The sequence below is a fragment of the Microcoleus sp. D2_18a_B4 genome (genome assembly GCF_036702475.1).
Taxonomy (GTDB): domain Bacteria; phylum Cyanobacteriota; class Cyanobacteriia; order Cyanobacteriales; family Microcoleaceae; genus Microcoleus.
Window position 1 is genome coordinate 1 of record NZ_JAUBTL010000105.1, and the last position, 12968, is coordinate 12968.

General features: G+C 48.0%; 6 protein-coding genes and 1 pseudogene. 3 read left to right on the forward strand and 4 right to left on the reverse strand.

Annotation, left to right across the window (positions count from 1 at the left end; translation table 11 throughout):
- Positions 1-181: 181 nt before the first annotated feature.
- Positions 182-1276, forward strand: coding sequence for a RuBisCO accumulation factor 1 (locus tag QUB04_RS31540; protein WP_333290610.1), 1095 nt, complete (start codon positions 182-184; stop codon positions 1274-1276).
- Between the two features lie 318 nt (positions 1277-1594).
- Here QUB04_RS31540 and QUB04_RS31545 read toward each other — a convergent pair whose 3' ends face one another.
- A complete protein-coding gene (locus QUB04_RS31545) occupies positions 1595-2725 on the reverse strand; it encodes a DUF4349 domain-containing protein (protein ID WP_333290611.1) in 1131 nt (376 codons plus the stop codon).
- 166 nt (positions 2726-2891) lie between these two features.
- Here QUB04_RS31545 and QUB04_RS31550 point away from each other — a divergent pair, with 166 nt between their 5' ends.
- Entirely contained in the window at positions 2892-5348 is a 2457-nt protein-coding gene (locus QUB04_RS31550) for an ATP-dependent helicase (protein WP_333290612.1), read from the forward strand.
- A gap of 277 nt (positions 5349-5625) precedes the next feature.
- Here the strand turns inward: QUB04_RS31550 and QUB04_RS31555 are convergent, their stop codons facing one another.
- A complete protein-coding gene (locus tag QUB04_RS31555; protein WP_333290613.1) occupies positions 5626-7308 on the reverse strand; it encodes a tetratricopeptide repeat protein in 1683 nt (560 codons plus the stop codon).
- Positions 7309-7758: 450 nt separating this feature from the next.
- On the opposite strand from QUB04_RS31555, the gene QUB04_RS31560 reads away from it, so the two are divergent.
- Complete coding sequence (locus tag QUB04_RS31560) at positions 7759-9720, forward strand: pseudouridine synthase (protein WP_333290614.1); 1962 nt, start codon at positions 7759-7761, stop codon at positions 9718-9720.
- A 133-nt stretch (positions 9721-9853) separates the two neighbouring features.
- On the opposite strand, the pseudogene QUB04_RS32695 reads toward QUB04_RS31560, so the two are convergent.
- Positions 9854-10000: pseudogene (locus QUB04_RS32695) on the reverse strand (hypothetical protein); the annotation flags it as partial.
- Between the two features lie 288 nt (positions 10001-10288).
- Positions 10289-12811, reverse strand: a complete 2523-nt coding sequence (locus QUB04_RS31565; RefSeq protein WP_333290615.1) for an EAL domain-containing protein — start codon at positions 12809-12811, stop codon at positions 10289-10291.
- Positions 12812-12968: the final 157 nt, after the last annotated feature.

Below are 12968 nucleotides of genomic sequence, written 5' to 3' on the forward strand. Positions count from 1 at the left end.
GACTGTAGGCGGCCGCATCCGCTGCCGAGTTCATCCCCACGCCTGAAGTCGGGGGCTTTCCTCTCGTTTTCCGGTAACAATAGTCTCATAACTCACTTACTATTAATCTATCGCTCTGCCGCGACACGAGCCTTGCCGGTATCCAATAACACATAACTTAGCGCTAGTTTTTGATTCAATTATGACTGATACACCGCAAGATTCCTCCCCTCCTGCATCTGCACCCTCCACCAATGCTGTGGATGCCGAAAAGTTAATTCGATCGCTCCGCCGCAAAGAAGGCACTTGGGTAGAGTGGGGACAGGCCTGCACAGCACTGCTAAAAGCTGGCTACAACTCTCAAAGGATTTTTGAAGAAACTGGTTTTGAGCCAATTCAGCAAAATCAAGTAAGCGTCGCAGCCCAAGTTTACACCAGCATGGTCAATGCTGGGGCTTCAGAGGAAGTTCGATCGCACTTCTTGAAAAAAGGTAGCGATATCTTATACGAGTTTCGGATTCTCTCTCAAGTAGAGCGGGCAGGGGCCGCTGCTTTGATGCTAACCCACAATTTGGATGTTGACGATGCTCGCCAAGTTGCTAAAGCGATCAAGGAGTTTTCGCACTTCGGGAGTCTCCCCCAAGGTTTCACAGACACTCCCGGTGATGCTATGGCTTACCAATGCTGGCAATTAGCGAGACAGAAAAGCGATTTGCAAGAGCGATCGCGCTTAATTGCTCGCGGTTTAAAATTAGCTAGCAGCCAAACCGCTAGGGCGCAAATCGAGCAGTTGCTCGTTGATTTTACCGTAGTTCCGAGACGGGAAGCGCCCCGCTTGCCCGTCTACCGGCTCGATACCGAGGAACAATTGCCCCGGATTGTCCCGGTTGTGGGCAAATTGCCGCTTTCTACGAGAGATTTGCTGGCAGTGCCTTTGCCGGAGGAAATCGAGCCGTTCCGAATGGTAAAATTTTCTGGAGCCGGAGCTTGGGTGGCGATTCCCGGATGGCAGGTAATTTTGAACGCTGAAGATCCGGTGGCGGTTTTGGAAATGAGCGATAAATTGCCGGTACCGCTGCAAGGCAAAGTTGAAGAAGTTTTGATTATTGCCGATCGAGCCCAAAGACAGTGGGATGCTGAGAGTTATTTCCTAGCCGATAACGCTGGCAATTTAGAATTGTACTGGTTTGAACAATCCCCTGATTTTCCGATATTGGGGCGAGTTGTTCTGGTGATGCGTCCGAAAAAGATTGTGGATGAAGACTATACCAAAGATGGATGGCAAATTGATGATTAGTCAGTTGACTGTGGTCAGTTGTCAGTTGTCAGTTGGCAGTTGTCAGTTGGTAGTTGTCAGTTGGCAGTTGTCAGTTGGCAGTTGTCGTTGGTGTTAAGAACGGGTTTTCCTGCTGTTCCACAATAGATAAATTTTATGTGGGTGGAATGACTAATGGCTAATGACTAATGACTACTGACTACTGACTAATGACTACTGACTAATGACTAATGACTAATGACTAATGACTAATGACTACTGACTAATGACTAATGGCTAATGACTAATGACTACTGACTACTGACTAATGACTACTGACTACTGACTAATGACTAATGACTACTGAGGCGGTTTCGGTTCTTGAATTGTCGGAACAGAATGCTGTTTCTTAAATCGATTAAAGCCGTAAACCGCAGCCCCGATTAACAGCAAATAAGGACTGTAAGCCAACAGCCAAATACCCAAACCAAACAAACCGAGCGTCAATTCACCCACAGAATGAGTTGCTTTCCCCCAAGTTTCCTGTACCCGCAAACCTAGAGAAGGTTCGGGAGTTGGTTGAGCGGATACTGCTGTTTGTAGAGTTAAGCTAATAGTCGAATAGGCTACTTGATTTCGCAAACTTTTTACCTGAGCGTCAATGCGTTCGATCGACTCCCGAATGTTGCTCAACTCTTGAGAAACTTTGAGCACATCGCCGATAGAACCCGATCGCTCCATAATTTTTAACACCATTTCTTCTGATTTGCGGAGGTTCCGCAGTGTAGCCTCACTGTCAACTAATTGAGCTGTAACATCCTCAGCCGTCAGAGAACGGTTCTCTACAGTTCCAAGTTTTGCCAAAGCCTCTAAAGTAGTTTCTAACTGTTCTTGAGGCACGCGAATCTGCACAGACGCGGTTTGGCGGACACTGGAATTTGGAGGCTTTTGATTTTGGAAACCCAAGATATCGCCTTGGTTTTTTTCGACAATATTAGTAACAGATTTAGTGCTGGCGTCAATAGATTTGACAACTACGCTGAGTTGGGCTTTTTTAATCAGTTGGGGACGGGTTGCTGGAGTTTCTGCTACTTTTTTTGATACACCAGAAGTTTTTGACCTTTGGGCTGCTGGCTCCGGTGCTGGTGCCGATTGTGGAGCCGATGCGGCAACTTGGTTTTCATGGCTGCTGGATGTAGCTCCACCGCAGCTAGGCAAAGCAATGGCTGAAGATAAAGTTAAGAATACTGCCACAGCCAAACGAGTTGTGCTGCTGTTGGCTGAGTTTGGGTTTGGCTGGTGCGGGGGCCGGGCGGTTTCATTCTTGGTAGGGGCCGCGCCCCCGTGCCGGCCCTTTTGGCCTGAAACCCCCATGCGCTGGTTGGTGGCGGGGGTAGGCACGGGGGCACTACCCCTACAAAAACCTCGTTTTTGGTGAGAATGAAACAGCCCTGGGTGCGGGGGGGAATTGATTTTGAGGTGAGTTTTCATTTGGGTGACTCCTCTAAAAAAGGCTTGGGTATTGAATTTTATGCTGGTTTTAATTTAAGCTCGAATAGATCGTGTTAGTTTAGCCGATACCGAAATGGAAACGGTAGAGGTTGCAGATTTTTTTATTTTTAACCGCAGATGAACGCAGATAAATGCGGATGTAATAATGACTGATGAATTTGATTCTGATTTTATGCGATCGACAACGAATATCGATCGCCCTGGCAACATTTCCTCTGGGTTAGACTCTGCCGCAGCTTTGCGAGAACAAGCTTGCCTTAAAATTCGCGAAAGCTTGCGTGCGGGCCAGCAGGACATGGCGGACTGGCAAGGCGGCCCCCTTGCTGTTTCGGCGGTTCCGGGGGCCGGGAAGTCTACGGGAATGGCTGCTGCGTCGGCAATTGCGATCGCCCGCAACGGGCTTCACAGCCGCCGCCAGTTAATTGTCGTGACATTTACGCGATCGGCTGCTGCTAATATTAAAGCTAAAATTCGGGAAAGATTGACAGAATTGTCTTTATCTCAAGGCGGTTTTGCCGTGCACACTTTGCACGGTTTAGCTTTGAATATTGCGATGCGCCATCCTGATTTGTCGGGTTTAAATTTAGAAAATTCAACCTTAGTTACTCCAACTCAAAGTCACCGATTAATTCGTACCTGTGTAGAACTTTGGATTGCCGAAAATCCCCGCCGATATCAAGTTTTGTTGGAAGGACAGCAATTCGATGGAGAGGAAACGGAGAGGCTGCGGCGACAATCGGTTTTGCGGACGGAAATTTTGCCACAGGTAGCTAAAACTGTGATTCACGAGGCTAAATCTTCTGGTTTGTTTCCCGAACAGTTGTTAGAAATGAGCGCTCTTGATACTGGGGATGGTTATGAAATTTTAGCAGTAGCTGGGGGTTTATATCAAAAATATCAGGCTTTGTTGAGGAGTCGGGAATTTATAGATTACGACGAGATGATTTTAGCAGCTTTGCGGGTGTTGGACAATCCGAAGGCGAGGGCGATCGAGCAAAAGCAAGTATTTGCCGTTTTTGAGGACGAAGCGCAGGATTCGACACCTTTGCAGACTCGGCTTTTGGAAACATTGGCGATCGATCCCGATCATCCTACTTTACCTCCCAATTTTATCAGAGTTGGCGACCCAAATCAAGCTATTAATTCTACTTTTACTCCCGCCGACCCGATTTATTTTAACCAATTTTGTGATGAGTGCGAAGTAGAGAATAAGTTAGCGACAATGGACGGTGCAGGCCGCAGCACCCAAGTAATTATCGATGCGGCTAACTTTATGTTGCAATGGGTAAATGGCTCAGAATTAGCGAAAAATGAAAAGCCTTTTCGCGACCAAACTATTAAGCCCGTACCCAGTGATGACCCGCAGCAAAATGCAAATCCGGCTCCCATTGGTCGAGGCTTAGAATTGCATACTCCCCGCGATATTTACCATACAGTTGAGTTGATTGGCAAGCGGGTAATTGAGTTAGTAGAAGAATTTTTACCCGCAGAGTTTGAATTTGGAATAAATGGCAAAAATATCGAATCAGACCCTGAACCTAGCGAGGGGGAAAATAGCGCAAAATTGCCGTTAGAAAATCTGAAATCGATGGCTATTCTAGTGCGGGAAAACAAACAAGGTAAGTTTATCAAAGAAGTGCTAGAAAATCCTCAAAAACACGGATTAAGCTTTGATTTGCGGAAATACGGGATTAAAATTGAAGATGTGGGAGAACGCGACAGACATTCTCAAGTACCTTGGGAAATCTTAACACTGCTGCAATTTCTCGATCGCCCGCACTCTCCAGACTACCTGAAAGCAGCCTTAAAGATTTTGAGCGATCGGCAACTCATCCCCAAACAAGACTACAATGCTTTTGCGACTAGCCCCGAGCAATTCCTTTACCCAGGCCCGCTAGACCCGCAGCAGTCAGACCCCGTTCGCAAATGCCGCTATTTTTGCTGCGGTTTGCTGCAAGCTAGTTTAGAACTGCCACCCTACCAAATCATTTCATTCTTAGCCTTAGCGCTGCAATACGACCAAACAGAATTAGCCACGGCCGACAAATTAGCAGAACGGGTAGCAATCCAGACAGCCGGCAACAATTCAATGCGGAATATTTTGGATGTACTTAGCGAAATTGTTAGTTCCGAAAGATTTGAACCTGTGGATGCAGACGACAAAATAGAAGAACGTTATACCAGCAAAGGTCAACTAACAATTATTACCATGCACAAAGCTAAAGGATTGGATTGGGATTGCGTATTTTTGCCGTTTCTGCACGAACAAACCATCCCCGGAAATTTGCGAGTTTTGCCGCAAGCCCGATTTTTAGGAGATTTCACTTTAGCAGAGGTAGCGAGAGCACAGATTCGAGCAAGTTTGCACGAAAAATATCCTTTACCAAATCTAGGCGAAGCCTGGGAACAAGCAGGTTATTTGAAAACAGCCGAAGAGTTTCGACTGCTGTATGTGGCGATGACGCGAGCAAAAAGCTTGCTGTGGATGGCGGCGGAGAAAAAAGGGCCTTTTACTTGGAACAAACCAGAGAATTTACAGGAGCAAAAACCTTGTCCGGTAATGCCTGTTTTGAAGCAAAGATTTCCGAGTAATGCTATATAAAAAAGTAAGAATTATATCATGTCCGGTCGATTACCCCAAATCAGGTAGGGGCGGGTTCACCAACAATATCTGCCAATAATTAACAATCTCAAAAACCCGCCCTGCTGCCGGGATATTATGGTCAATCTATCGGACATGATATTAAGGATCGCGAATTAAATAACTTACAATTTTAATTGTTATTGTGGGATGGGCTTATAGCCCGCCATTTCTGGACGGGCGGGACGCCCATCCCACAAGAACCATCACGCATTGTAAGTTATTTAATTCTCATTCCTTACCACTTTCCTGACATCGCGCCCTTGAGTCTCAATTCTTCTCGACTAACTAGAGCTTCGTAGTAATCGGGTTTGATTTCGAGGGCGACTCCGTAAGAGCTAATGGCATCTTGAGTTCGCTGCAATTTTTGCAAAACGTCGCCCCGCTGCGCCCAAGCTTCCCAGTTGTCTGGCTTGAGTTGAATCACTTGGTCAAAAGCGACGAGTGCTTGGGAATAGTTCTGCATTTCCCCTAGAATCAGACCTCGCTGTACCCAGCCTTGATAGTTATCCGGCCAGATAGTAATTGCTCGATCGTATGATGCTAGAGCTTGTTCGTACTGCTGCAATTTTGACAAAGCGTTGCCGCGTTTCAACCAAGCTTCAAAATTGTCGGGCACGATTTTAATTACGCGGTTGTAAGCTGCGACGGCTTCTTCGTAACGCTGCAATTTTTCCAGCGCTGCGCCTTGTTGCAACCCTACTTTTGATGTAATTTCTGCTTCTGAAGTCAGAGAGATTACTTTATCAAAACAGGCGATCGCTTCTTCGTATTGCTGCAATTTTTCCAAAGCTTCGCCTCGCAAGTTCCAAGCTTCTAGAAAATTACCTTCAATTTGTAGGGCATTACTGTAAGCGATAATTGCCTCTTTGTAGCGTTCCAATCCTGCTAGGGCGATGCCTCTACCCAGCCAAGCTTCGGGAAAATTCGGATTAATTTGAACGGCTTGGTCAAAAGCAGCGATCGCCCCTTCAAAATCTCTCGATTCTGACAGTGTTTGACCGCGCCCGATCCATGCTTCGGGATAAAAAGAATTAATTTGAATTGCCCGATCGAAACAAGCAATTGCCGCGTCGGCCCACTGGTGTTTGAGGGCCATTCCTTTATAAAACCAAGCTTCGCAGTCGTTCGGTTGCATTTGCAGTACGCGATCGTAAGCTGTCACCGCTTCTGCATATTTGTGCAATTTTGCTGAAGCAATGCCCCGATTGAACCAAGCCAGACTATTTTGTGGTTGCAGTTGAATGGCGCGATCGTAAGAAGTTACAGCTTCAGCGTAGCGTTCCGCTTTCATCAAAGCCAAACCTCGGTTCAGCCAAGCTTCCCAATTAGTCGGGACGAGTTTCAGCGCGCGCTCGAAAGCCGTCACGGCTTCAGGATAGCGCTCCGCTTGAACCAACACGTTGCCTTGCCGATACCACATGGCGGGCAAATTCGGATGAAGTTGGGTTGCTTTTTTGTAACAGGTTGCTGCTGCATCCCACTGCTGCAATTCCTCTAAAACTCTGCCCCGCTGATACCAAGCTTCGTGCTTTTCTGAATTGATTTGAATTGCGGTGTCGAAAGCCGCGAGCGCTTCTGAGTGATTTTGCAAACTTAACAGCCCTGTGCCCCGCAGCATCCAAGCCCAGTATTCTTCCGGATTAATTGCTGTAGCTCGATCGGCGCAGGCTACGGTTTCTGCGTAGGAATGCAGTTGCTTGTAAGCTTTGCCCAGATTCAGCCACGCCCTAGCCCAGTCCGGCTTAATTTGAACCGCTTTTCCGTAGCAAAGGACTGCCGCTTCGTACCTTCCTGCGGCGTACAATCTATTGCCCCGATCGTAATCTGGAAATGCTGCAAAAATTCTTAAAATCGGCGGCAGCAGAGCTGGTTGGGGGTTTGAGGAGTTTTCTGGAGCCGAAGTCGAGAGGTCTGGCATACGCCTTGCACATAAAAAATTTAGTGGGATAACAAGCTTGCGGTCTTATATATTAACTTATGCTTTTCTTAATCTCGCTGCTGTTTTGAAACAAATTTAGCATATCAGGCTTGGAGCGACCAATCATTTTTACTTAATTCTAGTAGGTATAAAATTATGCACCCTTCCCACGTTCGGTACACCCATGTAAGATATCGTCAGTCGATTTTAGATTTTCGATTGACCGAAAGCATCCATGATACAAGCCCCCGGATTCATTCCGAAAGCAGACTCAGGACCGGTGAAATAAAAAACCTGTATCCGATGAAACTTGCCCCCCGAATTTATCCGTGGGGTCAATGCTTAAATCTAAAATCTAAAATCTAAAATCTAAAATCTAAAATAGATTGACCGAAAGCATCCAGGATACAAGCAGATATGTCCTAATTCAGATTTAAAACCAAATTTAATATGTTAGAATTGCACGCGCTTTTAGATGTCACGGACTGTCATTGGGAGTCGATCGACTCGCAGCCGAATTATTGGTACGAAGGCCGTTGTCCTCAAAGCGGCGAGCTGCTGAGACTCCCGCGCGATCGAATGTCCGAGGATCTCGCGCGGGGTTTGATGCAGTACCTGGCGGCTGACGATTCCTACGATCGCGAAGGGAAGATGTACGGCATATTACTGGTGGAGATGCCTTCGGGGGAACAGGGGATACTCAAAGCATTTTCCGGGCTGCTGAACGGTTGCAGCATTGTTGAGGGGTGGGTGCCACCGATTCCGGGACGAGATCGTGTTGCTTTCGAGGAAGCCCGCACGTTAACTCAATTGGAGGCGATGAAACAGGAACTTATTGCACTCAATCAACTCCCGCAGCGACAAGAGTATGAAGCCTTATTTCGGGAGTTTGAAGTGCAAATGCAAGTTGTGAGCGATCGGCACCGCAATCGCAAGCTGCAGCGAGATGAAAAACGCCAGTTACTGTGTCAAACTCTCGCAGCAGAAACACTAGAAATTGCCCTGGAACAACTGAATCAAGAAAGCCGTTTGGAGAAAATTGAACGCAGACAATTGAAACGGCAGCGGGATGAAACATTGCAGCCCCTAAAACAATTAATTGAAGCTGCGGATCGACGGATGCGGGCGCTGAAACAGCAACGAAAAGAACTTTCCCGCGAACTTCAAACGCAAATGCACGCGGCTTACACTCTGATGAATTTTTTGGGGAAATCGCGATCGATCTCCTCATTGATGGCAACTAATTCTATTCCCACTGGCACCGGCGACTGTTGCGCGCCAAAATTGCTCCACTACGCGGCAGTACACAATCTGAAACCGCTGGCAATGGCTGAGTTTTGGTGGGGGCCGCCATCGGGGGATAAGATACAGGGAGAATTTTATGGCGCTTGTGGCGATCGGTGTCAGCCGTTGATGGGTTTTTTGCTGTCAGGATTGGCTCAAAATCCGATTGTTTCTAATATAAATGAGGGTTTAACAGGCGGGCGAGAAGCCCAACCCCTACTCCCCAAAAGCAATAATATTTCTTGTGGAACGGGCATCTTGCCCGTTGCGGGCGGGCGAGAAGCCCAACCCCTACTCCCCACAAATCATCATACTTCTTGTGGAACGGGCATCTTGCCCGTTGCGGGCGGGCGAGATGCCCAACCCCTACTCCCCACAAATCATCATACTTCTTGTGGAACGGGCATCTTGCCCGTTGCGGGCAGGCTAGAAGCCCAACCCCTACTCCCCACAAATCATCATATTTCTTGTGGAACGGGCATCTTGCCCGTTACCGAAATGCTACCGATTATCTATGAAGACAAATGGTTAATTGCGGTCAATAAACCCTCTGGCTTGCTGTCAGTTCCCGGTCGTTATTTTGAAAATCAAGATAGTGTTTTCAGTCGTTTGCGTAACTTGTTACCCGATAGTTTAAATTTGACCCTCGTGCATCGTTTAGATTGGGAAACATCAGGGATATTGCTATTAGCGCGGGACAAAGAAACTAGCAGTCAACTCAGGCAGCAATTTGCCAAAAAGCAGGTTCACAAAGTTTATGAAGCGGTGCTTTCGGGTACTCTAAAAATTGATGCGGGGACGATCGATCTCCCACTTTGGGGCGATCCAGAAAATCGCCCTTACCAGCAAGTCAATTGGGAGTGCGGAAAACCGAGTGTTACTCGCTTTCAGGTAATGGCGAAAGAGGGAAATCATACTCGCATCGAATTTTGGCCGCTGACGGGACGCACTCATCAATTGAGGGTTCATGCAGCGGATGTTCGAGGGTTGGGGATACCGATTTTGGGCGATCGACTTTACGGATGTCGGGCTGCTGCGAATCGGCTACAGTTGCACGCGCGGGAACTTTCGTTTGAGCATCCGCAGTTGGGAGAAAGGTTATACCTACAGGCAGAAACACCATTTTGAGCTAAGGGCGATCGGGCAATGATCAATATCTGTAGAATAACAAGTAATATTGTTTCCGGTTACACGGGAATGATGTTGACTGTTGACGGTTGACGGTTGACGCCGTGAACTGTCAACAGTGAACTCGAATTTACTATTCCGATGCTAACGGATTTAATATCATTGCTTCAGCATCAAGAGTTTTAGTTGAAATCTGTGCTAACAGTAAGTCAGAGTTTGATTGATGAAATCCTAAACGACGCTGAAATATTACAGCTTTATCGCTACCGACAGCGTTATCTAAATTAAGAGCCTACTCTGTTAATTTTCGAGGAGCAATAACGAGATGGCTGACAATTTCTTTCAGCTTCATGTTTGTTTTCCTAGCACTAATTTTAGCACCTAACATATTAGATAGCTGCTTTGGGAACCCGATCGACTTTCAATTTTAACTCTAACGTATAGCGGTTCTCAAGCGTGGTGAGGTATGCCCTATGCCCTATGCCCTATGCCCTATGCCCTATGCCCATGAGTACCTCATATGAGAGCTCGAAAGGCTATACAATAACTAATAACTAATAACTCATCACTACCACTGCGGATCGGAAGCCATCAAAGCAGTCGCAGCCTCGCTCGGTAATGGCTTAGCAAAAAAATAACCCTGACCGTATTCGCAGCCGATCGACCTCAACCTAGCTAATTGTGCCGCCGTCTCCACACCCTCAGCAATCACATCCATACCCAAAGCATGAGCCAGCGCCACAATCGTCCGCACAATCGCCACATTCTCCCCCTCGCTTTCGATCTCCATCCGCCCCACAAACGACTTATCAACCTTCAAAGTATCCGTAGGAAACCGACTCAAATAACTCAACGACGAATAACCAGTGCCAAAATCATCAATTCCCAACTTGACATTTAACGCTTTCATCTGCTTCAAAACTGCGATCGCCGACTCCACATCATCCATCACCACACTCTCAGTAATCTCCAACTTCAAACTCTCGGCACTCAAACCCGTTGTTTCCAAAATCACCTGAATGCGATCGACCAAATCCGGCTGAGCAAACTGCTTCCCAGATAAATTTACACTCATAATCAAAGCTCGATCGAAACCAAACATTTCCTCCCACAGCCGCAACTGCCGGCAAGCCTCCTCCAGCACCCACTCACCCAGCGGCACAATTGCCCCCGTTTCCTCAGCCACCGGAATAAACTTCATCGGTGGAATCAAACCCCGCAGCGGGTGTTGCCAGCGTACCAAAGCCTCAAACCCAATAATCCTCCCGCTTGCCAAAGATACAAACGGCTGGTAGTGCAGCAAAAACTCCCGACGCTTGAGGGCCATCCGCAAATCAGTTTCCAACTGCAACCTCTCCACCGCCAAAGCGTGCATCGAAGCATTAAAAACCTGATACCTTCCCGTGCCCAAAGCCTTCGCCCGGTACATCGCCGTGTGGGCGTCCCGCAGCAAGTGTTCCGGCTGTTCCCTGACAGTAGCAGCGGGTTCGCCTCCCAGGGCAATCCCGATGCTTGCCGTCACAAACACCTCCTGCCCCTTCAACTCAAAAGGCACAATTAAAGCTTGGTGAATTCGAGTGGCCAAATCCACGGCACTAGCAACATCAACATTCCTCACCAAAATCGCAAAATCGTCGCCCCCCACCCGCGCCACAGTATCCCCGGAGCCAATAATCGCCCTCAACCGCAGTACCACCGCCATCAGCAGTTCATCCCCCACCAAATGGCCCAAAGAATCATTAATCACCTTAAACCTGTCTAAATCTAGAAACAGCACCGCAAACAGATAGCTGCGCCGGCCCCTAGTATTGGCGATCGCCCGCCCCAAGCAATCCACGAACAAATCCCGGTTGGGCAAACCCGTCAGAGAATCGTGAAAAGCATCGTAAAGCTTCCTGTAAGCACTGACACCCACACCAGTCACCACCAAACCTAAAGCCGGCGACACCAGCGGCACCCACCCGCCCCCAGTAAAAATCCCAAAACTAATCCCCAACAAACCCATCAACGCCGCACCCCCAGCCAATCCTGCCCTCGCAGGATGCTGAATCCGCCAAGCCAAAACCCCGCCAACCATCGCCCAAGCACCGTTCCACAAAATTTCCGCCCATTCCGGCCACACCCAAAACAGCGATCGTCCATCCAAAACCGCACTCAATATTTGGCTGAGCATTTGCGCGTGCAGCAACACCCCCGGCATTTTCGGAGTTTGCTTTTTAACCGGGCTGTAAGGCGTCAAAAACAAATCTCTGGTACTCGGTGCAGTCGTCCCGATCAACACAATCTTGTCCTTAACCCAGCTTGGGTCAATTTCCCCCTTCAATACCTGCCTGATACTAACTTGTCGCGCCACATCCTTACCAGAACGGTATTTGAGCAGAATTTGGTAGCCTGTGGTGTCAATATTTGCATAGCCGCCACTGTTAGAAGTTAAAGGCACAAATTCTGCCTTTCCCCAGTTGGTTTGGTGACGATGAACAGGGCTATTTTTCTGCTGTACTCTGTCTTTGAGATACAGCAAAGCCACTTGCACAGAAAACGATAAAGCAATCTTTTTGTCTGGTTGCGAGACTGAGAGCAAATTGCGGCGTACAACGCCATCAGGATCGAGCACGAAGTCGTTAAAACCAACCCGATCGCGCGGTATCCCCGGAGGCGCAGGCACTCCCGGACTTTCTGAATCGCTCAATTGCTCGATCGCCACAACATTCGGTGCTTTCAGCGCGGCCAGCAATTCTTGGTGTCCCGGCGCTTGAGGCAAATCCCGGTACAAATCCAAACCGATGACTTTTGGCTGATACTTTTGCAGTTTTGTCAAGGTTTGAGCGATCGTCTTGTCGGAAATCGGAAATCTCCCCAAAGCTTGAATATCGGCTTCAGAAATTGCCACTACCAGCAGCCGGGGATCGGGGCCGGAAGCGGGCTGCAAGCGCACTAACGAGTCAAAACTCCCCAATTCCCAGCTTTGCAGGCCTCCCAACTGCCGAACTCCCATATTCAGCAGCGTTACAGTCGCGCCCACAAGCATTGCAGGCCAAATCCTGACCCGTCGGTTTTGAGAACTCAGGTTCAGGCCAGTTGCGACAGACATGACATATCGAAGATTTCGAGAGAATTTGGCAGTCACAGAAATAATATGTCGGTGCAAATTAGCTTTGCACAAGTCTGTTCTTACCGGAAAACGAGAGGAAAGCCCCCGACTTCAGGCGTGGGGATGAACTCGGCAGCGGATGCGGCCGCCTACAGTC

Excerpts from the sequence above, each read along its gene's own strand:
- QUB04_RS31540 (WP_333290610.1), top strand. The coding sequence starts at position 182 with ATGACTGATACACCGCAAGATTCCTCCCCTCCTGCATCTGCACCCTCC.
- QUB04_RS31545 (WP_333290611.1), bottom strand. The coding sequence starts at position 2,725 with ATGAAAACTCACCTCAAAATCAATTCCCCCCCGCACCCAGGGCTGTTT.
- QUB04_RS31550 (WP_333290612.1), top strand. The coding sequence starts at position 2,892 with ATGACTGATGAATTTGATTCTGATTTTATGCGATCGACAACGAATATC.
- QUB04_RS31555 (WP_333290613.1), bottom strand. The coding sequence starts at position 7,308 with ATGCCAGACCTCTCGACTTCGGCTCCAGAAAACTCCTCAAACCCCCAA.
- QUB04_RS31560 (WP_333290614.1), top strand. The coding sequence starts at position 7,759 with ATGTTAGAATTGCACGCGCTTTTAGATGTCACGGACTGTCATTGGGAG.
- QUB04_RS31565 (WP_333290615.1), bottom strand. The coding sequence starts at position 12,811 with ATGTCTGTCGCAACTGGCCTGAACCTGAGTTCTCAAAACCGACGGGTC.